Origin of the sequence: Streptomyces sp. NPDC127177, from assembly GCF_042672475.1 — a bacterium.
GTDB lineage: Bacteria > Actinomycetota > Actinomycetes > Streptomycetales > Streptomycetaceae > Streptomyces.
The window spans coordinates 308,237-333,480 of the sequence record NZ_JBHXUW010000001.1 but is presented as its reverse complement, the minus strand read 5'-3'; the positions used below and the strand labels follow the sequence as shown (position 1 = coordinate 333,480).

Annotated in this window: 26 protein-coding genes; 23 read left to right on the top strand and 3 right to left on the bottom strand. The window is 69.9% G+C overall.

The features are described 5' to 3' along the window. The first annotated feature begins 30 nt into the window (after window positions 1–30). Genes ACFVJX_RS01470 through ACFVJX_RS01410 form a run of 13 tightly spaced genes read left to right on the top strand, consistent with a single transcriptional unit; the run spans window position 31 to window position 12,168 of the window. Entirely contained in the window at window positions 31–1,824 is a 1,794-nt protein-coding gene (locus ACFVJX_RS01470) for a nickel-dependent hydrogenase large subunit (protein ID WP_384126695.1), read from the top strand. Next, window positions 1,824–2,765, top strand: coding sequence for a NifU family protein (locus ACFVJX_RS01465; protein ID WP_384126694.1), 942 nt, complete (start codon window positions 1,824–1,826; stop codon window positions 2,763–2,765). Before ACFVJX_RS01470 ends, ACFVJX_RS01465 begins: the two co-directional genes overlap by 1 nt. Then, window positions 2,762–3,415, top strand: a complete 654-nt coding sequence (locus ACFVJX_RS01460) for a DUF5947 family protein (RefSeq protein ID WP_384126693.1) — start codon at window positions 2,762–2,764, stop codon at window positions 3,413–3,415. Before ACFVJX_RS01465 ends, ACFVJX_RS01460 begins: the two co-directional genes overlap by 4 nt. Further along, a complete protein-coding gene (locus ACFVJX_RS01455) occupies window positions 3,412–4,053 on the top strand; it encodes a DUF6084 family protein (RefSeq protein WP_384126692.1) in 642 nt (213 codons plus the stop codon). Before ACFVJX_RS01460 ends, ACFVJX_RS01455 begins: the two co-directional genes overlap by 4 nt. Beyond that, window positions 4,050–5,453, top strand: coding sequence for a hypothetical protein (locus ACFVJX_RS01450; protein WP_384126691.1), 1,404 nt, complete (start codon window positions 4,050–4,052; stop codon window positions 5,451–5,453). The genes ACFVJX_RS01455 and ACFVJX_RS01450 overlap by 4 nt, the downstream gene beginning before the upstream one ends. Further along, entirely contained in the window at window positions 5,450–5,569 is a 120-nt protein-coding gene (locus tag ACFVJX_RS01445) for a DUF6893 family small protein (RefSeq protein ID WP_384126689.1), read from the top strand. Before ACFVJX_RS01450 ends, ACFVJX_RS01445 begins: the two co-directional genes overlap by 4 nt. Window positions 5,570–5,604: 35 nt before the next feature. Then, complete coding sequence (locus ACFVJX_RS01440; RefSeq protein WP_384126688.1) at window positions 5,605–5,817, top strand: hypothetical protein; 213 nt, start codon at window positions 5,605–5,607, stop codon at window positions 5,815–5,817. 7 nt (window positions 5,818–5,824) lie between these two features. Next, window positions 5,825–6,355: a hydrogenase maturation protease gene (locus ACFVJX_RS01435; RefSeq protein WP_384126686.1), complete on the top strand. Its 531-nt coding sequence runs from the start codon at window positions 5,825–5,827 to the stop codon at window positions 6,353–6,355. A 2-nt stretch (window positions 6,356–6,357) separates the two neighbouring features. Next, a complete protein-coding gene (hypF, locus tag ACFVJX_RS01430; RefSeq protein WP_384126685.1) occupies window positions 6,358–8,910 on the top strand; it encodes a carbamoyltransferase HypF in 2,553 nt (850 codons plus the stop codon). 47 nt (window positions 8,911–8,957) lie between these two features. After that, window positions 8,958–9,254, top strand: a complete 297-nt coding sequence (locus ACFVJX_RS01425; protein ID WP_384126684.1) for a HypC/HybG/HupF family hydrogenase formation chaperone — start codon at window positions 8,958–8,960, stop codon at window positions 9,252–9,254. Beyond that, window positions 9,251–10,354 (top strand): hydrogenase formation protein HypD, encoded by a 1,104-nt coding sequence (gene hypD / locus ACFVJX_RS01420; protein WP_384126683.1) that lies wholly within the window; start codon window positions 9,251–9,253, stop codon window positions 10,352–10,354. The genes ACFVJX_RS01425 and hypD overlap by 4 nt, the downstream gene beginning before the upstream one ends. Before the next feature lie 8 nt (window positions 10,355–10,362). After that, window positions 10,363–11,451: a hydrogenase expression/formation protein HypE gene (hypE, locus tag ACFVJX_RS01415; RefSeq protein ID WP_384126796.1), complete on the top strand. Its 1,089-nt coding sequence runs from the start codon at window positions 10,363–10,365 to the stop codon at window positions 11,449–11,451. Next, window positions 11,452–12,168, top strand: a complete 717-nt coding sequence (locus ACFVJX_RS01410) for a DUF6390 family protein (RefSeq protein ID WP_384126681.1) — start codon at window positions 11,452–11,454, stop codon at window positions 12,166–12,168. It begins immediately after the preceding gene. A 112-nt stretch (window positions 12,169–12,280) separates the two neighbouring features. On the opposite strand, the gene ACFVJX_RS01405 is transcribed toward ACFVJX_RS01410, so the two are convergent. Further along, window positions 12,281–12,958 carry a helix-turn-helix domain-containing protein gene (locus ACFVJX_RS01405; RefSeq protein ID WP_384126680.1) on the bottom strand — a complete coding sequence of 226 codons (678 nt, stop codon included), beginning with the start codon at window positions 12,956–12,958 and terminating at the stop codon, window positions 12,281–12,283. A 144-nt stretch (window positions 12,959–13,102) separates the two neighbouring features. Here ACFVJX_RS01405 and ACFVJX_RS01400 point away from each other — a divergent pair, with 144 nt between their 5' ends. From ACFVJX_RS01400 to ACFVJX_RS01380, 5 genes are all read left to right on the top strand, one after another. Next, window positions 13,103–13,543 (top strand): MarR family winged helix-turn-helix transcriptional regulator, encoded by a 441-nt coding sequence (locus tag ACFVJX_RS01400; protein ID WP_384126679.1) that lies wholly within the window; start codon window positions 13,103–13,105, stop codon window positions 13,541–13,543. A gap of 42 nt (window positions 13,544–13,585) precedes the next feature. Further along, a complete protein-coding gene (locus ACFVJX_RS01395) occupies window positions 13,586–15,358 on the top strand; it encodes an MFS transporter (protein WP_384126677.1) in 1,773 nt (590 codons plus the stop codon). After that, complete coding sequence (locus ACFVJX_RS01390; protein ID WP_384126675.1) at window positions 15,355–15,921, top strand: cysteine hydrolase; 567 nt, start codon at window positions 15,355–15,357, stop codon at window positions 15,919–15,921. Before ACFVJX_RS01395 ends, ACFVJX_RS01390 begins: the two co-directional genes overlap by 4 nt. After that, window positions 15,918–16,490: a YbhB/YbcL family Raf kinase inhibitor-like protein gene (locus tag ACFVJX_RS01385; RefSeq protein ID WP_384126674.1), complete on the top strand. Its 573-nt coding sequence runs from the start codon at window positions 15,918–15,920 to the stop codon at window positions 16,488–16,490. Before ACFVJX_RS01390 ends, ACFVJX_RS01385 begins: the two co-directional genes overlap by 4 nt. Before the next feature lie 164 nt (window positions 16,491–16,654). Beyond that, a complete protein-coding gene (locus ACFVJX_RS01380; RefSeq protein WP_384126673.1) occupies window positions 16,655–16,996 on the top strand; it encodes a family 20 glycosylhydrolase in 342 nt (113 codons plus the stop codon). On the opposite strand, the gene ACFVJX_RS01375 is transcribed toward ACFVJX_RS01380, so the two are convergent. After that, complete coding sequence (locus tag ACFVJX_RS01375) at window positions 16,963–17,922, bottom strand: fumarylacetoacetate hydrolase family protein (protein WP_384126671.1); 960 nt, start codon at window positions 17,920–17,922, stop codon at window positions 16,963–16,965. The genes ACFVJX_RS01380 and ACFVJX_RS01375 overlap by 34 nt on opposite strands. Window positions 17,923–17,998: 76 nt before the next feature. Further along, the gene (locus tag ACFVJX_RS01370) at window positions 17,999–19,012 is read right to left on the bottom strand and encodes a LacI family DNA-binding transcriptional regulator (RefSeq protein WP_384126669.1); all 1,014 of its coding nucleotides are present in this window, start codon (window positions 19,010–19,012) and stop codon (window positions 17,999–18,001) included. 287 nt (window positions 19,013–19,299) lie between these two features. On the opposite strand from ACFVJX_RS01370, the gene ACFVJX_RS01365 reads away from it, so the two are divergent. The 5 genes from ACFVJX_RS01365 to ACFVJX_RS01345 all read left to right on the top strand — a co-directional run bounded on the left by ACFVJX_RS01365 (window position 19,300) and on the right by ACFVJX_RS01345 (window position 25,150). After that, window positions 19,300–20,403, top strand: coding sequence for a glycoside hydrolase family 172 protein (locus ACFVJX_RS01365; RefSeq protein WP_384126667.1), 1,104 nt, complete (start codon window positions 19,300–19,302; stop codon window positions 20,401–20,403). A 71-nt stretch (window positions 20,404–20,474) separates the two neighbouring features. Beyond that, window positions 20,475–21,842 (top strand): ABC transporter substrate-binding protein, encoded by a 1,368-nt coding sequence (locus tag ACFVJX_RS01360; protein ID WP_384126666.1) that lies wholly within the window; start codon window positions 20,475–20,477, stop codon window positions 21,840–21,842. Beyond that, window positions 21,839–22,798, top strand: a complete 960-nt coding sequence (locus tag ACFVJX_RS01355) for a carbohydrate ABC transporter permease (RefSeq protein ID WP_384126664.1) — start codon at window positions 21,839–21,841, stop codon at window positions 22,796–22,798. The genes ACFVJX_RS01360 and ACFVJX_RS01355 overlap by 4 nt, the downstream gene beginning before the upstream one ends. Further along, the gene (locus tag ACFVJX_RS01350) at window positions 22,788–23,627 is read left to right on the top strand and encodes a carbohydrate ABC transporter permease (RefSeq protein ID WP_384126663.1); all 840 of its coding nucleotides are present in this window, start codon (window positions 22,788–22,790) and stop codon (window positions 23,625–23,627) included. Before ACFVJX_RS01355 ends, ACFVJX_RS01350 begins: the two co-directional genes overlap by 11 nt. Before the next feature lie 44 nt (window positions 23,628–23,671). Further along, complete coding sequence (locus ACFVJX_RS01345) at window positions 23,672–25,150, top strand: FGGY-family carbohydrate kinase (protein ID WP_384126661.1); 1,479 nt, start codon at window positions 23,672–23,674, stop codon at window positions 25,148–25,150. Window positions 25,151–25,244: the final 94 nt, after the last annotated feature.

The window sequence follows — 25,244 nt, the reverse complement described above, 5'->3', positions numbered from 1 at the left end:
CGCAACGGACAGAAAGATGAGGCGGCGCACATGACCGCGACGCAGCACAAGGGTGCCGGAGGAGGCCAGAGCAAGAACGACCTGGTCGAAATGGCGTGGGATCCCATCACCCGGATCGTCGGCAGCCTGGGCATCTACACGAAGATCGACTTCAAGCAGAAAGTCGTCGCGGAGTGCCACAGCACCAGTTCCATCTTCCGCGGCTACTCGGTCTTCATGAAGGGAAAGGACCCGCGGGACGCGCACTTCATCACGAGCCGCATCTGCGGGATCTGCGGTGACAACCACGCCACGTGTTCCTGTTACGCGCAGAACATGGCGTACGGGGTGAAGCCGCCGCACCTCGGCGAATGGATCGTGAATCTCGGCGAAGCCGCGGAGTACATGTTCGACCACAACATCTTCCAGGAGAACCTGGTCGGGGTCGACTACTGCGAGAAGATGGTCGCGGAGACCAACCCCGGGGTGCTGGAGCAGGCGAACCGCACACCGTCCCCGCACGGCGAGGAGCACGGGTACAGGACGATCGGCGACATCATGCGGTCGCTGAACCCCTTCACCGGTGAGTTCTACCGCGAGGCGCTCCAGGTCAGCCGGATGACCCGGGAGATGTTCTGTCTGATGGAGGGCCGGCACGTCCATCCGTCGACGCTCTATCCCGGCGGCGTCGGCACCGTGGCGACCATCCAGCTGATGACGGACTACATCACCCGGCTCCAGCGGTACGTGGAGTTCATGAAGAAGGTCGTGCCGATGCACGACGACCTCTTCGACTTCTTCTACGAGGCCCTGCCCGGGTACGAACAGGTCGGCAACCGCCGTATCCTGCTCGGCTGTTGGGGCTCGTTCCAGGACCCGGAGCACTGCAACTTCGAGTACAAGGACATGACCGACTGGGGCCGGAAGATGTACGTCACCCCCGGTGTCGTCGTCGACGGGAAACTGGTCACCACCGACCTGGTGAAGATCAACCTCGGCATCCGTATCCTGCTCGGCTCGTCGTACTACAACGACTGGGACGAGCAGGAGACGTTCGTCTCCCACGACCCGCTCGGCAACCCCGTCGACCGGCGTCACCCGTGGAACCAGCACACCAACCCGCAGCCGCAGAAGCGGGACCTGGACGACAAGTACAGCTGGGTAATGTCGCCGCGGTGGTTCGACGGCAAGGACTACCTGGCCCTCGACACGGGCGGCGGGCCGCTCGCGCGGCTGTGGACGACCGCGCTGGCCGGTCTGGTCGACATCGGCTACATCCAGGCCACCGGTCACAGTGTCAAGATCAACCTCCCCAAGACCGCCCTCAAGGGGCCGGTGGAGTTGGAGTGGCACGTCCCGAAGTGGAGCAACACCATCGAGCGCAACCGGGCGCGCACCTACTTCCAGGCCTACGCGGCCGCCTGCGCGCTGCACTTCGCGGAGAAGGCGCTGGTTGAGATCCGCTCGGGGAACACCAAGACCTGGGAGAAGTTCGAGGTCCCCGAGGAGGGTGTGGGCTGTGGCTTCACCGAGGCGGTGCGCGGTGTCCTCTCGCACCACATGGTGATCCGGGACGGCAAGATCGCCAACTACCACCCGTACCCGCCGACCCCGTGGAACGCGAGCCCCCGCGACACCTACGGCACTCCGGGCCCCTACGAGGACGCCGTTCAGGGCCAGCCGATCTTCGAGGAGAACGACCGGGAGAACTTCAAGGGCATCGACATCATGCGCACGGTGCGCAGCTTCGACCCCTGTCTGCCCTGCGGTGTGCACATGTATCTCGGCGAGGGCAAGAAGCTGGAACTCCTGCACTCCCCCACCCAGTCCGCGGGCGGCGAGTGATGGCGCAGGAGGAGCAACCGGCGGCGCCCGACTGGCGGGCGACCGGTGAGCGCATCGACACGCTGATCGCGGCCAGCGGCTCGGGCGGTGCGGTGGCCCGCGAGCGCAGTGAGGAGCTGGTCCGGCTCGTCGTCGACTTCTACGGCGCCGGACTGGAACGGCTGCTGGACCTCGTGTACGAGCAGGGCCGGCTGGACGACGACGTACTGGCCGCGCTGGCCGGTGACGAACTGGTGGCCAGTGTCCTGCTGGTGCACGGTCTCCACCCGTACACCGTGGAGACCCGGGTCGAGCAGGCGCTGGAGAGTGTGCGGCCGTATCTGGGCTCGCACGGCGGTGACGTCGAGCTGCTCGACGTCACCGAGGAGGGCGCCGTACGGCTGCGGCTGCTGGGCAGTTGTGACGGCTGCCCGTCCTCCTCGGTCACGCTCGAACTCGCCGTTCGGGGTGCGGTGGAAGCGGCGGCCCCGGAGATCACCTCGATCGAGGTCGAGACGGCGGCCGGCGACGACAACGCGGCGGGTCCGCTGGTGCCGGTGGACTCGCTCTTCGCCCGGCTGCACGCGGATGCCGCAGCCGTCGGCGCCGACGGTGCCTCGTGGGAGGTCGTGCCGGAGCTCCCGGGCCTGGAGTCCGGTGCCGTCGCCCGGGTCGAGGTCGGCAGGATGCCGGTGGTGGCGTGCCGCGTGGGTACGGATCTCTTCGCTTTCGAGGACCGGTGCGCACGCTGCGAGCGGCCCTTCGACGGCGCGACACTGGCACGACGGCTGGGGGGCGGCGCGGGTGACGCGGTCCTGCGCTGCGCCACCTGCCGTGCGCACTACGACGTGCGCCGGGCTGGTGTCTGCCTCGACGAGGACGGCGGCCATCTGGCCCCGCTGCCGCTGCTGGCGGACGGCGCCACGGTCTGCGTCTCGGTGCCCGCGGCGGTGGCACCGTGATCGCGGCCGGCCGCTCGGCCTCCCCTGCCTCCGCCCTGCTGCGCGTCACCCGTAACCGGCCGCGGCCGGTTGCGGGTGAGCGTTGCGAGATGTGTGCGGAGCCGATCGGCGAGAGCCATTCCCATGTGGTGAACCTCGACAGCCGTGCCCTGATGTGCGGCTGCCGGCCCTGCTATCTGCTGTTCACCGACGAGAAGGCACAGATGCGTTACCGGGCCGTTCCCGAGCGCTATCTGCACTTCGCGGGGCTCACCGTGGACGGGCGCGCCTGGGACGAGCTGCAGATTCCGGTGGGGCTCGCCTTCCTGTTCCGCAATTCCGTCCAGGACCGCATGGTCGCGTTCTATCCGGGTCCCGCCGGGGCCACCGAGTCCGAACTGCCGCTGGATGCCTGGGAGGCCGTCGTCCAGGCGAATGGGGAGCTTGCCGTGCTGCGTCCCGATGTCGAGGCCCTGCTGATCCGGCGCACCGAGGGCAGCGGCGGATCGTGTCACCTCGTGCCGATCGATGCCTGCTACGAACTGGTTGGCCAACTGCGCACGCTGTGGCGCGGGTTCGACGGAGGCTCCGAGGCGCGGACCGCGATGGACACGTTCTTCGCGCAGGTGACTGACCGCAGCAGGCCCGCCGCGGGGAGCGGGGCGCCGTGAACGACTTCACGTTCTCCGTGCTCGATGTCTTCGCCGAACCGTACGCGGCCGTGCCCCAGTTGACCGCGAGACTGCGGATCGAGGAGCGGACGGGCCGCCGCATCCATGCCATCGCGCTGCACTGCCAGGTCCGCATCGAACCGCAGCGACGCCATTACGACGAGGCCGAACAGAGCGGCTTGCAGGCATTGTTCGGCGGGCGGGAGCGATGGACGGACACCTTGAAGCCGTTCCAGTGGATGAGCTGCGACACGACGGTGCAGGGGTTCAGCGGCGTGACCGAGGTCGATCTCGCACTCCCCTGCACGTACGACTTCGATGTGATCGGCTCCCGCTATCTGCACGCCCTGGGCGAGGGTCCGGTGCCGCTGGCCCTGATGTTCTCCGGCACCGTCTTCACCCGAGGCACGAAGGGTTTCGGGGTCGAGCAGGTGCCGTGGGACTGCGAGGCCCGGCATCCGATGCCGGTCCAGGTGTGGCGGAACATGGTGGCCGCGCACTTCCCCAGCACCGGCTGGATCAGGCTGGACCACGACGTGCTCGCGCGCTTCGCGGACTTCCGGGCCCGGCGCGGACTGATCAGCTGGGAAGAGACGGTCCGGACGCTTCTCGCGGAGCACGACGAGGTGGTCCTGTGAGCCTCGACCAGGTGCGTTCGATCGCCGACGCCGTCCTGTACGAGGGGTATCTCCTCTACCCGTACCGCGCGAGCTCGCACAAGAACCGCTCGCGCTGGCAGTTCGGGGTACTCGGACCGCCGAAGGCCACCGCCGCCAGCTTCGGTGAGGACTCCGAGATGGAGATGGAGTGCCTGCTGGCACCGGCCGCCGGCCCGGTGGCCGTCACCGTACATCTGCGCTTCCTCCAGCTCCAGGTCCGCGAGGTGCGGAGCACGGGCGAGGACGGGGTGGAGGTACCGGTCGACCGGCTCACGGTCGACGGGGCCGCGGTGATGTCCTGGGACGAGGCGGTGGAGCGGGAAATCGTGCTGGCCGCCCTGCCGTTGGACGAGCCCGCCGATTCCGTGCACGAGGTGCCGGGTGGTGAGGAGAGCGAGCCGGTCACCGACGCGCGGGGCACGGTGGTGGGCCGGATCGTGCGACGGCGGCTTCCGCTGGCGGTCCGCATCCGTACACGTGCCGTCATGGACGACGGCTACGTACGTCTGACCGTGAGCGTCGGCAACGAGCACCCGGAGCCGGCGGACACCAAGGACGCCGCGATCCGGACCTCGTTGATCGGCGCACATCTGCTCCTCAGCGCGCACGACGCCGGGTTCGTCTCGTTGCTCGAACCGCCCGAGGGGGCGGCGGCGGCCGCCGGACGGTGCCGGCAGCGCAGGTGCTGGCCCGTGCTGGCCGGGCCGAAGGGCTCGACCGGCACCCTGCTGGGCGCCCCGATCATCCTGTACGACTACCCCGAGGTCGCCGAGCAGAGCCCCGGCGCCCTCTTCGACTCGACCGAGATCGACGAGATCCTGACCCTCCGCGTGATGACCATGACGGAGGAGGAGAAGGCGGAGGCCCGCGCCACCGACCCCAGGGCCAGGGAGATCATCGACCGGTGCGACGGGATGTCGCCCGCCGGCCTGCAACAGCTGCACGGCCTGCTGCGCGACCCGCACGCCCCGCAGCCCGTGGCCCTCGTGGGCCCGTCCGCCGGCGTGCGGGACGTGGAGCCCGCCCCCTTCGACACCGCGGGCGCGCCCTGGTGGGATCCGGCGGCCGATGCCTCGGTCAGCCCGGAGAGCGACGCCGTGGTCATCGACGGGGCGCGAGTGGCCAAGGGGAGTCTGGTCCGCGTCCATCCCACCCGGCGGGCCGACGCACAGGACCTGTTCTTCGCCGGCCAGGTGGCCCGGGTGACCGCGGTCCTCGCGGACGTGGACGGCGGTACGCATGTCGCCCTGGTCCTCGCCGACGACCCGGCGTCCGACCTGCACGACTGGTACGGCCGCTACTTCTACTTCGCACCCGACGAGCTGACACCCCTGAGCGCCGAGGAGTCGGCGCAGCACCGAGAGGAGAACCGATCGTGAAGAGCCTGGGCATCATCACCGCCGTCGTGGGGGCGGCCGCGGCGGCCGTCGCCGTGGGAATCGGGATCAGGTCCATCCCCGACATCCGCCGCTACCTGCGCATCCGTTCGATGTGAACCCCGACCCGAGTGATGTGAGTGAGGAGCACCCCATGGCGGACACACCGGAGAAGAACAGCGCTGTCCAGGAGGAGCCGCAGGAGGAACGGGGCCCGATGGGGTCCCGCGACACCGGCTCGGACCGGCCCGAAGGCGGCCCGGCCGAACGGCCGTCGGGCGGCTCGGACGAGCGCTCCGACACCTCCGTGAAGCCGGAGAAGGGCCGGCACCCCGAGGCGCCCGACCTCCAGTCCGGTGGCGGCTGAGCCGAGGATGACGGACGAACCGGAGACGGCTGCCCGGGTGCTGGTGGCGGGCATCGGCAATCTGTTCCTCGGCGACGACGGCTTCGGCCCGGAGGTCGTACGCCGGCTGGCCGCCGCCGGTGGCATGCCCCCGCAGGTGCGGGTGGTGGACTACGGAATCCGCGGCATGCACCTCGCGTACGACCTGCTCGACGGGTACGACGCGCTGGTGCTGGTCGACGCGTACCCGGGTGACGGCGCGCCCGGGGAGGTGACGGTCCTGCGCATCGGTGCGGAGCACCTCGGTACGGGTGAATTCGACGCTCATGGCATGAATCCGGTCGCTGTGCTTGCAAATCTGGATCAATTGGGCGGTACTCTTCCGCTCACCTACCTCGTCGGCTGCACACCCGCCGGACTCGAGGAGGGCATCGGGCTCGGCGAAGCCGTCGGCGACGCGGTGCCCGAGGCGATCCAGGCAGTACACACCCTGGTCCGGCAGCTCGTTCAAGCCGTACCGACCGCATCCATGAAGAGCGCCGAACCCCGGAGATCCTGATCATGTGCCTAGGCATTCCTGGCCGCGTCGTGGAGATCGTGGACGGGTACGCGGGCCAACTGGCTCTGGTGGACGTGGAAGGCGCCCGCAGGCGCGTCAACATCGGCATGCTCGACGATCCGCCCGGCTGCGACGACTGGGTACTTCTGCACATGGGCTTCGCCGTCGAGCTCATCGACCGGGCGAAGGCCCGGGAGGCCATGTCGGGCCTGGAGATGATGGGGCGCGGCCGGGCGGAGGGGGTCCGGCGCCGGTTCGAGGTGCGGGGCGTCGTGCAGGGCGTGGGGTTCCGGCCCTTCGTCTACGTCACCGCCTGCGAGTTGATGCTCAGCGGCACGGTGACGAACACGGGTGACGGGGTGCTCGCCGAGGTCGAGGGAGCCGCCGAGGCCGTGGCGGAGTTCGGCCGGCGGCTGCGTGCCGACGCCCCGCCGCTGGCGGTCGTCGAGGACGTGCGCTCCAGCGATCAGCCGACCCGGGGCGGCACGGGTTTCACCATCGAGCGGTCCGGCGCTGCCGACCGGGCCAGGACACTCGTCTCCCCCGACGTCGCCACCTGCCTCGACTGCCTCGACGAGCTGGCCGACCCGTCGAACCGGCGCTTCCGCCATCCCTTCATCACCTGCACGCACTGCGGTCCCAGGTTCACGATCGTCACCGGCCTTCCGTACGACCGGGCGGCGACGACGATGGCGGACTTCGAGATGTGCGGTGCCTGCCGCGCGGAGTACGAGGATCCGCGCGACCGACGCTTCCACGCCCAGCCCATCGCCTGCCCGGACTGCGGACCCCGGCTCGAACTCCTCGGCGGTGAAGGGGTTTCCGTGTCCCGGGACGAGGACGCGCTGCGCACCGCGCGCAAACTCCTCGCCGACGGCGGGATCGTCGCGGTCAAGGGACTCGGCGGGTACCACCTGGTGTGCGACGCCCGTAACGCCGCGGCCGTGACGGAGCTGCGCAGGCGCAAGCGGCGCGGCGGGAAGCCCTTCGCGGTGATGGTCCCTGACCTCGGTGTGGCACGGGAGTTGGTGACCGTGACGCCGGACGAGGAGGAGCTGCTGACAGGTGGGCGCCGCCCGATCGTGCTGCTGCCCAGGCTCACCGCCGGGCCCGGGGGCGGGGTGTCCGATGCCGTGGCGCCCGGCAGCCCGTACCTCGGACTCCTGCTTCCGTACACCCCGTTGCACGTACTGCTCTTCGGGATCGGTGACGACGACCCCGGCCCGGACGCGCTGGTGATGACGTCGGCCAATCTGTCGGGCGAGCCGATCGTCACCGACGACGCCGACGCACTGACCGTCCTTGCGCCGCTGGTCGACGCGTGGCTGCGGCACGACCGGCGGATCCATGTGCCGTGCGACGACTCGGTCAGCCGCTATGTGGCCGGTGCCGAACTGCCGTTGCGCCGCTCGCGCGGCTACGCCCCGCTGCCGCTCGCGCTGCCCTTCGACGTGCCGCCGACGCTGGCCGTAGGCGCCGACCTGAAGAACACCTGTGCGCTGGGCGAGGGACGGTACGCGTGGCTGAGTCAGCACATCGGTGACATGGACGACCTGTCCACGGTCGACGCGCTCACCCGGACCGAGAGGCACCTGGAGGACCTCACGGGAGTGGAGCCCACGGTGCTGGTGGCCGACCGCCATCCCGGCTACCACTCCGGGGGCTGGGCCCGGACCCATGCGTCCGGGCGGCCTGTTCGAACCGTGCAGCACCACCACGCGCACATCGTGTCCGTCATGGCGGAGCACGGCATGGGACCGGACGCACGCGTGATCGGCATCGCCTTCGACGGCACGGGCCACGGCGACGACGGCGCGGCCTGGGGCGGTGAGGTCCTGGTGGCCGGCTACGCGTCGTTCCGCAGGGCCGGCCACCTGGGTTACGTTCCGCTGGCCGGGGGCGACGCGAGCGTGCTGCGGCCGTACCGGATGGCTCTCGCGCACCTGCACGCGGCCGGTCTCACCTGGGACGAGGACCTGCCCGCCGTCCGGGCCTGCCCGGCCGCGGAACGCGCCGTCCTGGCCCACCAGTTCGCCACCGGCTTCGGTTGTGTGCCCACATCGAGCATGGGCCGGCTCTTCGACGCGGTCGCCTCACTGGCCGGTGTCCGCCACGAGGTGTCGTACGAGGCGGAGGCCGCCATGGAGCTGGAGGGGATGGCCCGGACCACGGGGGCACAAGCCGCCGCCGCGAAGCGCTGCTACCGCTTCGAGATCCTGCCCGGTACGGGAGAGGGGCCCGCTGTCGCGGATCCGGGACCGGTCGTCCGCGCCGTGGTGTCGGACGTACGGGCCGGTGTCCCCGCCGGGGTGATCGCCGCGCGCTTCCACGCCTCCGTGGCCGCTCTGATCGCCGGCTTCGCCGAGGACGCCCGCACCGGCACCGGCCTCGGCACGGTGGCGCTGGGCGGTGGCGTCTTCCAGAACGCCGTTCTGCTCGAGGCCGCGCAACACGCCCTGACCGCAAAGGGGTTCACCGTGCTGCGGCCGCGGCTGCTCCCGCCGAACGACGGCGGGATCGCGCTGGGCCAGCTCATGATCGCCGCGTCGGGCTGACGGCGCAGCGCGCCCGTACAACGAGAGATCCACAGAGAAGAGGGACCATGTGTCTGGCTGTTCCGGGGTGTGTCCTCAGTACCGCCGAGGTCGACGGCACCGTCATGGCCGAGGTCGACTTCGGCGGAGTGCGCAAGGAGGTGTGCCTCCAGTACATCCCCGATGTGACCGTCGGTGAATACGTCATCGTGCACGTCGGGTTCGCCATCCAGCGCCTCGACGAACGGTCGGCCAAGGACACTCTGGCCAACTTCGACCGGCTCGGAATCCTCGCCGAGGAGTTCGGCGACGGGTTCGAACTCGCAGCCCAGCAGAGCGCATCCCCCGAAGGAGCCGGCCAGTGAAGTACCTCGAGGAGTTCAGCGACCCCGAGCTCGCGAAGAAGCTCATCGACCAGATCCGCGCCGTCACCACGCGGAAGTGGGCGATGATGGAGGTCTGCGGCGGCCAGACCCACTCGATCATCCGGCATGGCATCGACCAACTGCTCCCGGACGGCGTGGAGATGATCCACGGTCCCGGCTGCCCCGTCTGCGTGACGCCGCTGGAGACCATCGACCGGGCGCTGGCGATCGCAGCCCGGCCCGGTGTCATCTTCTGCTCGTTCGGCGACATGCTGCGGGTGCCCGGCAGCAGTCAGGACCTGTTCTCCGTGAAGAGCGCCGGCGGTGACGTACGGGTGGTGTACTCGCCCCTCGACGCGCTGAAGCTGGCCCGCGAGAACCCGGACCGTGAGGTCGTCTTCTTCGGGATCGGGTTCGAGACCACCGCACCCGCGAACGCGATGACGGTGTACCAGGCGAAGCAGCTCGGTGTCCGGAACTTCTCGCTGCTGGTGTCACATGTGCTGGTGCCGCCCGCGATCGCCGCGATCATGGAGTCCTCGACCTGCCGGGTACAGGCGTTCCTCGCCGCGGGGCACGTGTGCAGTGTGATGGGGACGGCCGAATATCCGCCCCTCGCCGAGAAGTACAAGGTGCCGATCGTGGTCACCGGCTTCGAGCCACTGGACATCCTCGAAGGCGTACGCCGCACCGTCGTCCAGCTCGAAGCCGGCCGCCATGAGGTGGAGAACGCCTATCCCAGGGCCGTCCGCGCCGAGGGCAACGCGCCTGCCATGAAGATGCTCGCGGATGTCTTCGAGGTGACGGACCGGACCTGGCGCGGTATCGGGGCGATTCCCCGCAGCGGCTGGCGGCTGTCGGCGAAGTACCGGGAGTTCGACGCGGAGCAGCGGTTCGACGTGACGGGTATCCACACGGCCGAATCGTCGCTCTGCCGCTCGGGTGAAGTCCTGCAGGGCCTCATCAAACCGCACCTGTGCGAGGCATTCGGCAAGGAGTGCACGCCGAGGAACCCGCTCGGCGCGACGATGGTGTCCACCGAGGGCGCCTGCGCCGCGTACTACACCCACCGCCGGCTGGAACTGGTCGATGCGAAGTGACTGACGCGATGCAGGACATGACCGGCGTACAGGCAGCGGTGCCCGACCTCGACTTCGAAGGCTGGACCTGCCCCGTACCCCTGCGTGACAGCCCTTCCGTGGTGATGGGTCACGGGGGCGGCGGAGCGATGTCCGCGGAACTGATCGAACACCTCTTCCTGCCCGCCTACGGTGCCGCGGCGGCCGCCGACCTCGGTGACTCCGCCGTCCTGACGGTCGGTACCGGTACCCGGATCGCGTTCTCCACCGACTCGTTCGTGGTGAAGCCGATGTTCTTCCCCGGCGGGTCGATCGGTGACCTGGCGGTGAACGGTACGGTCAACGACCTCGCCATGTCGGGGGCCACCCCGCTCTTCCTGTCGACCGCCTTCATCCTCGCGGAGGGCACCGGACTGAGTGTCCTCGGCCGGATCGCCCAGGCCGTGGGCCGGGCCGCCGACACCGCGGGCGTACGCCTGGTCACCGGCGACACGAAGGTCGTGGAGCGCGCCAGTGGTGACGGGGTCTACCTCAACACCTCGGGTATCGGTGTGGTTCCCGAGGGCGTCGACATCCACGCGCGCCGGGCACGCCCCGGCGACGCCGTCCTCGTCAGCGGTGACATCGGCGTGCACGGTGTGGCCGTGATGAGCTGCCGGGAGGGCCTGGAGTTCGGTACGACTGTCGAGAGCGACACCGCCGCACTGCACACCCTGGTGGCCGCCATGCTCGCCACCGGTTCCGACCTCCACGTGCTCCGTGATCCCACGCGCGGAGGTGTCTCGGCCTCCCTGAACGAGATCGCGCGCGCCTCGGACGTGGGCATCGATCTGGTCGAGCAGGCACTGCCCGTGCCGCCCGCGGTGCGCGACGCGTGCAGTCTGCTCGGGCTCGATCCGCTCCAGGTGGCCAACGAGGGCAAGCTCGTCGCGATCGTCCCGGCCGAGGACTCGGACCGGGTGCTGGACGCGATGCGGGCGCACCCGCTGGGCCGGAGCGCGTGCAGGATCGGCAGTTGCGTGCCTGAGCACGCCGGGATGGTCGTCGCGAGGACGATGCTGGGCGGAAGCCGGGTGATCGGGCTGCCGATCGGCGAACAACTACCGAGGATCTGCTGAGTGAGTGCCGAGGGCGCCCTGCTGTTCGCGCGCTACGCCTATCCGCCCAACGAGCTCGGCTACTGCGGTCCCGCCGACGCGGCGGGTCTCCTGCGCCGCGACGCGACAGCCGACATCGAGCGACGGGCCCGGCAGTTCGAGGGGGCCTGGTGCTACCTCCAGTTCCTCGCGGAGGCCGCGGGGCTCGATGACCCGCTCGATGCGCGGGTGGTCGAGGCCTACTGGATCGGCAACGAGCTGCTGGACCTGGCGGCCCCGGCCGCTCTGGTGGAGCGCATCACCGACCGGTTCCGGGGGCAGCTCGGCGGCACCTGGCGCGAGGCCGGCGGGCGGGCGCTGGCCCATCACAGCTTCCAGGTGTTCGAGGTGTATCCCTGGGCGGCGATGCTGCGGTCGAGTGGACACCCGACCGCTCTCTCCGTGCTCGAACAGTGCCGTATCCGTACGGGGGTGGTCCTCGAAGCCGGCCCCGATGTGGCGACCGTACGGTCGCGCCCGCTGTGCTGGGACGGTGCCGGCCTCTCCGACGGCGCGTGGCGGGAGGAGACCGTGCGCTGCTCGGCCGGTGGGCGGACGCTGCTCGACGGGCTCTGCTCCGGTGACCGGGTGGCGCTGCACTGGGACTGGGTGTGCGACGTGATCACCGACGAGCAGGCGCAGCGCATCGAGTCCATCGAGGAGCGGCGGCGCACCGAACTGGGTCTGCCCGCCGTATGAGCGTGGCGCCCCGCGGCCACGAAGGTGGCCCGTCGGCCCTCGCCCGGCCGGGAACGGCCGAGGCGGCGGTCGCCCACACGGTTCGGGGGCGACGGGGCGCGCCGACCTGAGTTCAGCCGACGTCGCCCGGCGCACCGGGCACGACGATCCGGCGACCGGTGACGCGGCGGGGTGCCAGCACCATGACGCTCTCACGGCCTTCCCCGGCCCACGGGCTCGAGTACGCCGCCTCCCGGAACCGGCGGGCGGCGTCCTCGTCCGTCACGGCCCGGACAGGTCCGACGAGCAGTACGCTCCAGCCCCTGCTGAAGGCGTCGTCGATGTGATCGGCCTCGAAGGCGATCTCGGTACCTTCGGCCGTGGCCAACGGGGAGTGCTCCGCCGTGCTGAACATGACCTCACCGTCCAGCACCTGGTAGTTCAGGGGCAGCACGACCGGACCGTCACCACTTGCCAGGGCCACCCTGCCCACACCGTGATCACCGAGCAGCGTCCAGGAATCCGTTTCGTCCAGTTCCACCATCTGGGCCTGTTGGGCCGCTCTCGCGAGCCCGGTGGGCAGTTCCGCGGTCCCACCGGTCAGATCCTCGACGGTTGTTTCGAGAGCGTTCGCCAGCCGGAGCATGAAGCCGACGCCCGGAGACGCCGGCTGCTCCTCCACGTACTCGATGTAGCCGGGCGCCGCAGCCGCACGCAGGGCCACGTCCTGTCGGGACAGCCCGAGCTGCATGCGACGCGTAGCGATACGCCGCCCCATGTCGCCCCTCGCCGGATTCTGTGGTGCGGGCATCGTCGGACTCCCTGTTCGTCGCGGGCACCTGCCTGCACGACCACGCTAACGAGAGTCCACGGCGGACGCAGTGCGGCCAGGTGCCCTCCCGCGCTGCCGGACCCCATAACCCTAAGGAAGATTGATAAAGTAGCCTTAGGGTTTATGGACGACGATCTGGACCCCGAAGGTGTCGCATCGGCCCTGCTGGCGAGCCTCAGCATGCTGGTGCGACGCGTGCGCCAAGTGCCGGTCGAGGGCGGACTGACGATGCCCGAACGGACAGCCCTCTCACGCCTGGACCGCTCGGGCCCCACCACCTCCTCGGCACTGGCCAGGGAGGTGCAGATCACGGCACAGGCCATGGGGGCGACGCTCGGTGCGCTGCGGGCGCGCGGTCTGGTCGACCGGCACCCGGATCCGCAGGACGGCAGGCGCGTGGTGCTGACGGTGACCGACGCCGGTCTCCAGGCGCTCAAGGACAAGCGCAACGCGCGGACCGAGCTCCTCGCCCACGCGCTGACCGACGGCGCTTTCACCGAGGCGGAGCTGAAGCGGCTCGCTGCGGCCGCACCGCTGCTGGAACGGCTCGCCCAGAACATCTGACGCCGGCGCAACCCCGAGGAAGCGATCCGAGGAACCAAGCTGATGAAGGATCTCGCCAAGACGCGCGTTCCGCGTCGCCCGTCCGGTGACGACCGGTACAAGTGGACAGCGCTGTCGAACACGACCGCCGCGGTCTTCATGTCCGCGCTGGACGGCTCCATCGTGCTGATCGCCCTGCCGGCGATCTTCCGCGGCGTGCACCTCGATCCCCTGGCTCCGGGCAACATCGCCTATCTGCTGTGGATGATCATGGGATACCGGCTGGTCCAGGCGGTCCTGGTGGTCACGGTGGGCCGGCTGGGAGACATGTACGGCCGGGTCCGGATCTACAACTCGGGGTTCGCGGTCTTCACCTTCGCCTCGGTCCTGCTGTCCTTCGACCCCTTCGACGGCGGCCACGGAGCGATGTGGCTGATCGTCTGGCGTCTGCTCCAGGCCGTCGGCGGCTCGATGCTCACGGCGAACTCGGCCGCGATCCTGACCGACGCCTTCCCCGAGGAACAACGCGGCTTCGCCCTGGGCATCAATCAGGTCGCCGCCCTGGCCGGAATGTTCATCGGCCTGGTCGCCGGCGGTCTGCTGTCGGCCTGGGACTGGCGCGCGGTGTTCTGGGTGAACGTGCCCGTCGGCGTGTTCTTCACGGTGTGGGCCTACCGCACCCTGCGCGAGACCGGCAGGAGCGGTGGCGGACGGATCGACTGGTGGGGCAACATCACCTTCGCGGTGGGCCTCAGCGCGGTCCTGATCGCGGTCACCTTCGGCCTGCAGCCCTACGGCGGGCACACCATGGGCTGGACCAACCCGCTGGTCGACGGGCTGATCGCCGGCGGACTGATTCTGCTGACGGCGTTCGTCATCATCGAGAACCGCTTCTCCGCGCCGATGATCCAGCTGAGTCTCTTCCGCAGGCGGGCCTTCACCTTCGGCAACCTGGCGGGCCTGGCCATCTCGATCGGCCGCGGCGGGATGCAGTTCGTGCTGATCATCTGGCTGCAGGGCATCTGGCTGCCGCTGCACGGCTACGACTACGGCGACACACCGCTGTGGGCCGGCATCTTCATGCTGCCCCTGACCGCGGGATTTCTCGCCGCGGGCCCGGTGTCCGGCTATCTGTCCGACCGGATCGGCTCCCGGGGCCTGGCCACCGGCGGCGCGCTGCTGTTCGGCGCCAGCTTCCTCGGCCTGATGCTCCTGCCGATCGACTTCAGTTACTGGATCTTCGCGGTGCTGATCGCGCTCAACGGTATCGCCAGCGGGATGTTCGCCTCGCCCAACTCCTCATCGATCATGGGCAGTGTGCCCGCGCCGCTGCGCGGGGTCGCCTCCGGCATGCGTGCCACGTTCCAGAACTCCGGTACCGCCGTCTCCATCGGTGTGTTCTTCTCCCTCATGATCGCCGGGCTGGCCGGCAGCCTCCCGCACACCCTCACCAGCGGCCTGCAACAGCAGGGCGTGCCGGTGCACGTCGCCACCGAGGTCGGCGGCCTGCCCCCGGTCTCGTCCCTGTTCGCCGCCCAGCTGGGCGTCAATCCGGTCCAGCACCTGCTCGAACCGAGCGGCGTCCTGACCCACCTGACCACCGCGCAGCAACAGACCCTGACCGGCCGCGAGTTCTTCCCGAGTCTGATCTCCGGGCCCTTCCACTCCGGCCTGGTCATCGTGTTCGCCTTCGGTGCCGTCCTGGCCGTCCTTGCCGCGATCGCTTCCCTGCTGCGCGGCGACAACAACGCCCCCGGGACCCGGGGACCGCACACGGCGGCAACCCGCGGCGCCCCCGCCGGCCTGCCGACTTCCACAGGAGAGACAACGCCATGACACTCACAACGATCGACCCGTCGTCCGCGCTCGTCGTGATCGACCTGCAGAAGGGCATCGTCTCGGCCCACACCGGCGCTCCGGTGAAGGCCGCCGTCCATCGGGCGAGCCATCTGGCCGCCGAGTTCCGGCGGCACGGCCTGCCCGTGGTCCTCGTCAACGTCACCGGACGGGCACCGGGGCGCACCGAGGCCCGGTCGCCGGGACGGAGCGAGGCGCCGCCGGCCGGCTGGGCCGACCTCATCGACGCGCTCGACGTGCAGCCGACCGACCACCTGATCACCAAGCGCCGCCGCAGCGCCTTCCACGACACCGGGCTCGACACCCTGCTGCGCGATCTGGGCGTCACCCAGGTCGTGCTCGCCGGGCTCTCGACCAGCGGAGGCGTCGAGTCGACCGCCCGGTCGGCCGCGGACCACGGCTACCACGTCGTCCTGGCAACCGATGCCATGAGCGACCCCGACGCCGACGCCCACCGGCACAGCATCGAGCGCGTCTTCCCCAAACTCGGCGAGACCGCCACCACCGCCGAGGTCGTCCAGAAGGCCGAGGCCACCCGATGAGCCTGCTCGGCCGACTTCTGAGCAACCGCAGGGCGGGCGAACGCCACCTGGCGTGGAATCTGCCCAACCTGCTGGGTCCCGAGCAGCCGACTCTGACCAGCCGGGACTTCAGCGACGGCGGGACCCTGCCACCGGCGCACTGCGCGAAGAACATCGGCGGCGACGACCTGTCCCCCCATCTGGCGTGGACTCCTCCGCCGCCCGGCACCGTGCAACTCCTCCTCGTCATGGAGGACATCGACGTTCCGCTGCCCAAGCCCGCCGTGCACTGCGTCGCCCTGGTCGACCCGGCGGTCGGACACCTGGAACCCGGCGCCCTGGCGGCGCGGCGGCCCGGTGCCGGGGTGCGGGTGCTGCGCTCCACGATCGGGCGTGGCTACCACGGCCCGGCGCCCATCAAAGGCCACGGGCCGCACCACTACGTCTTCGAGCTGTTCGCCCTCTCGGCCCCCGTGGAGGACGCGCCCGGCGGCACTCCGGTGGAGCGGGTGAGACCCCGCGCCCTCCTGCCCGTGGTCACCTCACCTGTCCTCGGCCGTGCCCGGCTGACCGGTGTCGTCGAGCGCTGACCGGGGGCGCGGGGCGTGGGCCCGGCCCCGCTGGGCCGGCGCGTAGTCGTAGGTCGACGGAACGGCCATGGTTGAACACACCAGGCGTGACCAGGTCGTTGGCCGTCACCCCAGTCGGATGTGCGCTGGCCCATGTTCATGACCATTCCGGAGTAGCGCCGGCCGTGAAGACCTTCTGGACGGCCGTGGCGGGGTCCAGCGTGTCCCAGACGAGCAAGGCTTCGGCGGCTACCGTCCGGCACACGGCGGCCTGGGAACCCGCCGCCTGCGGGATCCCGGACCAGAGCGTCGCAGGTGTGGAAGCCACCGTGTTCGCCGAGCGGTTCGAGGGACTCGACGACGTCACCCTGCTGCTCCTGCCCCGGCTCGCCTCGGCCGCGGAGGCGGCCTGGTGCGGGCGGGCGCCGGAGTGGGCGGAGCACCGGACGCGACTGGCCCACCACGGCCGTGTCCGGAGCGAACGCGGGCCGGCCTACTTCGCCTCCACCGAGGTCTCCTGGCACTGAACACCGGTCCTCCTGTGCTCGCGGCGCACCTGCGGGCGGTCCAGCGCGTCGACGAGCCAGTCGTGACCCGCCCGGCCCACCGACACGGTGTTGGTCAGGGACCCCAGACCGTCGACGGCCGTCTCGACGGTGTCACCGGCGCGGAGGGTGAAGTCGAGACCGGGCACGATGCCGGTGCCGGTGGACAGCACCGCCCCGTCCGGGAAGGGCTGGCAGCGCCAGAGGTGTTCCACCAGGCCCTGCGGGGACCGGTGGAACGCGGAGGTGGAGGTCGTCGCCCGGTACACGGCGGCCCCGTCCCGCCACACGACGAGGGAGATCTCCAGCGCGTCGGGGGCCGCCATCTCCCAGGCCGGGACGATGGCCGACGATACGGCCGCGCTTCCGGCGTAGATCTTGGCCTGCGGCAGATAGAGCGGGTTCTCGCCCTCGATGGAACGTGAGCTGACGTCGTCGACGATCAGGTAACCGACCGTCTCGCCCGTCCGGTTGAGCACGAGGCCGAGTTCCGGCTCCGGGACGTTGAGCTCGGAATCCTCGCGCACGGCGATCGGTTCGCCGTCCGTCACCAGGCGCCACGGCAGCGCTTTGAGGAAGAGTTCGGGGCGCTCGGCTTCGTAGACCCGCTCGTACACCGACTGCTCGGTGCTCTCCTCGACCCGGGCCGCCCGCGATCGTTCGTACGTCACCCCGGCCGCCCAGAGCTCCATCAGTCCGTCCACCGGGGGCAGGACGAGCACGCTGTCCCGGTCGGTGTCCGGCCGGCGGGCGGCAGCGTCCTCGACCAGGGCACGCAGCCGTTCCAGCGGCAGCCGCAGCAGGTCGGCGACACGGGGCGCCGCCAGGCTCCTGATGCCCCCGGATCCGTCTGCGATCCCGGTCCGGACGGTTCCGTGGTCGTCGGCGAAGCGGACGATGCCTGTCATCCGTGGTCCCCTCTCCTGGGTCCGTGTGCGGTCGTGTGCCTTGGTCGGGCGTGCGGGGCGCGTGGCGGACCGGCCGTCACAGGACCGGTCCACCGGTCGACTCCCGGGCCTGGAGGGACGTGCGCAGGACCACCGTCTGCAGTGGCTTGTCCACACCCGCGAGGCGTTCCTGCAGCAGCCCCGCCGCGGTGAATCCCAGTTCGTACGAGGGGAGTTGGACCGAGGTCAGCGAGGGGGTGACGAGCTCCGGCCAGGGGACGTCACCGAAGGAGAGCAGGCCGGTGCGCGGAGGCTCGCGGCCCGCGTCGCGCAGCGCCGCCAGCGCGCCCACCGTCATCAGGTTGTTCGCCACGAACACCGCGTCCGGAGGTTCGGGCAGCTCCAGCAGCCGCTCCATGGCGGCCCGCCCGCCCTCGACCCGGAAGTCCCCGTGGCAGACGTACTCGGCGGGCGGTCGGCCCTGCCCGGTCTCCCGCAGGTGGTCCTGCAGCGCCGCCCGGTATCCGGCGAGGCGCTCGTCCGATGTGGAGGCGCCCTCGGGTCCGGCGATGCACGCGATGCGCCGGTAGCCGCGGCTGAGCAGATGCGCGGTGGCCTCCTCGCCGCCGTGCTGGTTGTCCATCATGACGGCGTCGACCGAGGCGCCGCGCGGGCGCCGGTCGACGGCGACGACCGGGGTGCCGCGATCGACGAGCGTCGACAGGTCCGTTCGGTGGCGGGACGCGGCGGCGACGATGACGCCGGCCATCTGCTCGGCCGCCGCGACCTCCAGATAGCGGTGCTCCTTGTCGACGTCCTCGTCCGTGTTGCACAGCACCACGGAGAGGTTCGTCTTCTGCGCGGCGTCCTCCACCCCACGGGCGAGAGCGGTGAAGAAGGGGTTCCCGATGTCCGGGATGATCAGGCCGATCACCGAGGCCCGCTGCATCCGCAGGGAGCGGGCGACCCGGTTGGGGGCGAAGCCCATCGCGGCCGCGGTCCTGCGTACGTTCTCGGCCCGCTCCTCGGTCACCCTGCCACCGTTGAAAACGCGCGACACCGTTGCCGGGGAGACCCCGGCCGCACGCGCCACGTCATAGATCGTCGCCACTGCCCTCTCACTCAACCCCTCGTCCGGGCGCGGGCGGTGGCCTCGCGCAGCTCTGCCGGTCATTGTCCGCTCCCGCGCCCCGATCGGGACCGGCCGGTCCCCCGGTCCCGTTCCCGCGCATCCTCTTGACAGCGTCTGGCGGGAAACCTACGTTCCCGTGAAACGGATTTCAAGACGTACCTGTCGGGCCCCGATGAGGGCGACGGGTTCCGCATCCACAATTCAGGACATGCAGGGAGGGACTTCCCCCTCCACCATCAAGAAATCGATTTCACGACGGAGTTTTGATGAGCATCGCCCCCGGACTGGCCGGACTCGCCCGTACCAGCAGCGCGGTCACGCGTTCCATCAGCGCGGAGAACGTCACCGGAGCCAAGGGAGCCGGCGGCATGGCGACCGATGGCACCGGCGCCCTCGCCGCCGGCCGGCTCGGACGTGGCTGGAAGATCTCTCCCAGCATCGACATCGCGGCGGGAGAGACCGTCGTGCTCGCCGACATCGACGGGCCCGGCACACTCACCCACATCTGGTGCACCACGGCCCCGCACGCGGCCTGGCGCCAGACCCTGCTGCGCTTCTACTGGGAGGGGGAGCAGACCCCCGCCGTCGAGGTACCCCTCGGCGACTTCTTCTGCCACGGCTGGAACGTCTTCAGCCAGGTCAGCTCGATCCCGGTGGCCGCCAACCCGAACGGTGGGTTCAACGCGTACTGGCCGATGCCCTTCCGGCGCAAGGCCCGGATCACGCTGGAGAACCTGGCCGCCGAGCAGCTGACGCTCTACTACCAGATCGACTACGAACTGGGCGAAGTGGCGGACGACGCGGCGTACTTCCACGCCCAGTGGCGCCGCAGCAACCCGGTGACGCCCGGCACGGACCACACGCTGCTGGAGGGCGTCGAGGGCTCCGGCCAGTACGTCGGCACCTATCTGGCCTGGGCCGTGAACAGCCCCGGATGGTGGGGCGAGGGCGAGCTGAAGTTCTTCCTGGACGGCGACGAGGAGTGGCCGACGATCTGCGGCACGGGCACCGAGGACTACTTCGGCGGCGCCTGGAACTTCGACGTCCCCGGCCGGGGCTACACCGCGTTCACCACTCCGTACCTCGGTCTCCACCAGATCCTGAAGCCGGACGGGCTCTACGACAGCCAGCAGCGTTTCGGGATGTACCGCTGGCACGTCCTGGACCCGGTCCGCTTCCAGGACGACCTGCGGGTGACCGTGCAGTGCCTCGGGATCGCCCGGGGCCACGGGAACGGGCTCCCGCACCGCTACCGGCAGAACCACGACGACATCGCGTCGACCTCCCTCTTCTACCTGGACCGGCCGGCCGGAGCGTCCCTGCCTGCCACTCCCGGGCTGCTGGACCTGGAAGTCGACACACACATGTAGCAGTCGGCCGGACCGCCCGGCATCCGCACCACTCCCCGACAGGCACACACACAGAGAGACGGGAGCACGCAATGCTCCAGCACGGCAACGGCGCCGTCGTCCCGGCCACACCGTCACGCCGCCGCTTCCTCGGCACGGCGGCGGGGGGCGTGGCCGCAGCCGCCGCCACACCGCTGCTGACCGGCTGCGGCGCCACGGCCGAGGCCGACAGCGGCACCCTCAAGTTCTGGCACTTCTACGACTCCCACTCCTCCGACCCGGCCATGCGCGGCCAGGCGAAATGGTTCGACGATCTGATCAAGGACTGGAACGACACGCACGACGTCAAGGTCGAGCCGTTCTTCGTCCCCGGAATCAGCTACCAGGGCTCGAAGATGGTCACCGCCTTCGCGTCGGGGGCGGGCCCCGACATCTTCCTGCTCAGCCCGGGTGACTTCCTGCGCTACCAGAACGGCGGCATCCTCGCGGACCTGACCCCGCACATGGACAAGCAGGCCGTCGCGGACTACGGGACGGCCCTGACCAGCCGGATGGTGGACGGCAAGGTCTACGCCCTGCCCATGGAGGTCGAGCCGCTGGCGATCTTCTACAACGTGCCCAACTGGGAGCGGGCCGGCCTGTCCGAGGCCGATATCCCGACCACCTGGGACCAGCTTCTCGATGTCGGCGACAAACTCCGCGCCAAGGGCGGTGGCGCCGGACTCGTCTTCGAGACCGATCCCGGCTACTTCCAGAACTTCACCTGGTACTGCTGGATGTGGCAGGGCGGCGGAGACGTCCTGGACAAGAACGGCAACGTGGCCTTCGACTCCAAGGCCACCCGGCAGGCGCTCGCCCTCTGGCAGGACGCCGTACGCCACGGCATCACACCGCGTACGAAGCCCGCCGCCGGCGACCAGTTGAGCGCCTTCAAGGCGGGTCAGGCCGGTATGTGGCAGAGCGGCATCTGGATGGTCTCGACCTTCAAGGTGGCCGCGCCCCAGCACAGGTACGGCGTCTTCCGGCTGCCCACACCACCGGGCGGCCGGTACGCGACAGCGCTGGGCGGCTGGTCCTTCTGCGCCAGCACCCAGTCCCGTGACCCCGATGCGGCGGCGGAGTTCTGCGGATGGGCGCTCGGACGGATGAACGAGCAGTCCGTCAACCGCACCGTCAGCTGGTGCACCGACGTCAAGTCGGATGTGTCGCCCCGCAGTTCCGCGCTCAAGGTGGCGACCGACAGGGGCGGGTACGACTCCTGGGCCATGAAGAGGTTCAAGGACGACATCTTTCCGGGGGGCCGGGCCGAGCCGCGCTACCCACCGGTCGTGTACAAGGCGATCTCGGATGCCGTCCAGGCCACGATGCTCGGCGGCAAGGGTGTCGACGGAGAGGCCGACCGGGCCGCGCAGACCATCGAGGCGTACATGAAGAGCTACCAGGGGGCGAGCCTGATATGAGCAGCATCGCAACCCGGCGCCGGCCGGCCGCCCCCGCGTCCGCCGCTACGGAACGCCCGACGCGGCGCGGGATGAGCCGCAAGCACCGGGAATGGCTGGCGGCCGGGCTCTTCCTGCTGCCCGACGGACTCGGTCTGCTCGTCTTCGTGGTCCTGCCGATGTTCTTCTCGGTCTTCCTGAGCTTCTTCCAGGTCTCCGGTTTCGGCTCGTACCAGTGGATCGGGCTCGGCAACTACGAGCGGATGTTCAACGACCCGTACTTCTGGTCCTCGATGCTGGTGACGGCGAAGTACGTGGTCATCCTCGTTCCGGTGCTCTTCGGTGTGAGTCTCGGTCTCGGCATCCTGATGAAGCAGAAGCTTCCGGGCATGGCCGTCTACAGGACCGCTCTCTTCATGCCGTACATGCTCAGTCTGGTCGTCGCGGGCCTGCTGTGGAAGTTCATGTTCGACGAGCAGACCGGCGTCGCCAACAAGGCCGTCGGCAAGCTGGGCATCGACCCCCAGTCCTGGCTGGGCGACCCCGGTCTCGCCCTGTACTCCGTCATTCTCGTCACGGTCTGGTACATGATGGGGTACTACATGATCATTTTTCTTGCGGGTCTCAACGAGATCCCCAAGGAGTACTACGAGGCGGCCAAGATCGACGGTGCCGGGGCATGGACCTCCTTCCGGAAGATCACCTGGCCGCTGCTGCGACCGACGAGCTTCTTCGTCCTCCTCATGACCACGGTCGCCGCCATCACCGGCACCTTCGACCTGGTCTACGTACTCACGGCCGGCGGTCCGGCCAACGGCACGGCGGTGGCCATGTTCTACATCTACCAACAGGCGTTCGTCTTCGGTGAGTACGGCTACGCCTCGGCGCTCGGCACCTTCCTGGTGCTGATCATGATCGTGCTGTCCTGGGTCATCTTCAAGCTCACGAAGGGCGGGAGGTTCGACGATGGCGAGTGAAACCGTCACCCCGGTCCGCAGGCGTGTCGGCAGGCGCGGCGGGCTCACGGCCCTCGCGGTCGTCCTGTCCCTGCTCAGCCTCTTCCCGATCCTCTGGATGATCTCGTCGTCCTTCAAGTCCCGGGCCACCGTCACCGACGGGAAGCTGCTTCCGCAGGACTTCACCTGGGACAACTTCACCTACGTCTTCACCCAAGTGCCGTTCGGCCGCTGGCTGCTGAACAGCTTCGTCATGGCCGCCGTCATCACGGTCGCGGCCCTGTTCTTCCACTCCATGGCCGCGTACGCGCTCGCCCGGCTGAAGTTCCCCGGCCGCGACTCGATCTTCGCCGTCATCTTCTCGACGCTGCTGATCACCGCGCCCGTCATCCTCATCCCGCTGTTCATCATCGTCCGCGAACTCGGGATGCTGGACAGTTACGCGGGCCTGATCATCCCGCTCGTCTTCAACGCCTTCGGGATCTTCCTGCTCCGCCAGTTCTACCTGGGCATACCCAAGGAACTCGAGGAGGCGGCGATCGTCGACGGCTGCGGCTACTGGCGGGTGTACTGGAACGTCGTCCTCCCGCTGTCCCGGCCCATCCTCTCGGCGCTGGCGGTGTTCTTCTTCCTGGCGAACTGGAACCAGTTCGCCTGGCCCCTGGTGTCCACCAGCAGCGCCGACCTCACCGTCACACAGGTCGGAATCGCCTCCTTCACCAGCCAGTACGGCGCGAACTGGAACTACATCCTGGCCGCCGCGGCGGTCGCCGTGCTGCCCATGCTGGCGCTCTTCCTCGTCTTCCAACGCCAGATGGTCGAGTCCATCAAGACCTCCGGCCTGAAATGAACGGCCCCTCCCCCGGCGGCCATCGACCGAGAAGTGGTGCGCGCATGCCCTCCTCAGCAGTCATCGGCGTGGACATCGGAACGTCGAGCAGCAAAGGCGTCCTGGTCGCCCTCGACGGCACCCTGCTGCACACAGCCGTCCGCGAACACTCCGTCGACCGTCCCGCTCCGGGGCACGTCGAGATGGACGCCGACGTGTGGTGGGACGAATTCGTCTCCCTCTGCCGCGAGTTGACCTCGGCGCAGGAGACGGATGTGGTCGCGGTCGGCGTCAGCGGCATGGGCCCCTGTGTGCTGCTCACCGACGCCGACGACCTCCCCCTGCGCCCGGCGATCCTCTACGGCGTGGACACGCGATCCGTCCACCGGAACGAGAGTCTGGAGCGGGAGCTGGGCGCCGACGAGATCACTCGCCGCTGCGGTTCGCGGCTCACGACCCAGGCGGCGGGCGGCAAGGTGGCATGGGTCCGCGAGCAGGAGCCGGAGCTCTTCCGCCGCGCCCGCAGGCTCTACATGCCCAGCTCCTGGCTGGTCCGCAAGCTCACCGGCGAGTATGTCCTCGACCATCACTCCGCCAGCCAGTGCACCCCGCTCTACGACACCCTGGCCCGTGACTGGTACGCCCCGTGGGCCGGCCGGATCGCCCCGGGCGTCGAACTCCCGCCGCTGAGCTGGTCCGGCGAGGCGGCGGGCACGGTGACCGCCGGGGCCGCCCGCCTGACCGGCCTGCCGGCGGGCATCCCGGTCACCACCGGGACCATCGACGCCTGGGCCGAGGCGCTGAGCGTCGGCGCACACGGCATCGGTGATCTGATGCTCATGTACGGCACGACGATGTTCCTCGTGCACACCGTGCCCGGCCTCCTTCGCGATCCCTCGCTCTGGAGCACCGTCGGCGCCCTGCCGGACACCCGCAACCTCGCCGGCGGGATGGCCACCTCGGGCGCCGTCACGAGCTGGCTGCGCGAACTTTTCGGCAGCGACGACTACCGGCAACTGCTGCGTCTCGCAGAGGAGTCCGGGCCCGGTGCGGGCGGCCTGCTGATGCTCCCGTACTTCGCCGGAGAGCGGACCCCCGTCACCGACCCGCGGGCGCGCGGCGTCATCGCCGGCCTCACGCTCTCCCACACCCGAGGGGACCTGTACCGGGCCGCGCTCGAAGGCACGGCGTTCGGGGTGCGGCACAACATCGAGGCCATCGAGGCGGCGGGCGGCGACATCCGCCGGGTCGTCGCCGTCGGCGGCGGCACCCAAGGACGGCTGTGGACCCAGATCGTCTCCGACGTCACCGGCAGACCCCAGGAGGTGCGCGCCATCTCCGTCGGCGCCTCGTACGGCGGGGCGCTGCTCGCCGCCCAGCTCGTCACCGACGCCCGCATCGATGCCTGGAACCCGGTCGAGGAGGTGGTCGCTCCGCGCCCGGAGATGACGTCCCGCTACGACGAGCTGTACGCCCTGTACCGCGAGCTCTATCCGGCGTCGTCCCACGTCGTGCACGCCCTGGCCGACCTCCAGACCCGCTGATCCACCGATCCGCAGGAGGCGCCGGTACGCCGCTGCGGACCGGCGCCTCCTGCCGGCCCCTCGCGGGCCGGGCCGACCCCCGGCCCCCTTTCCC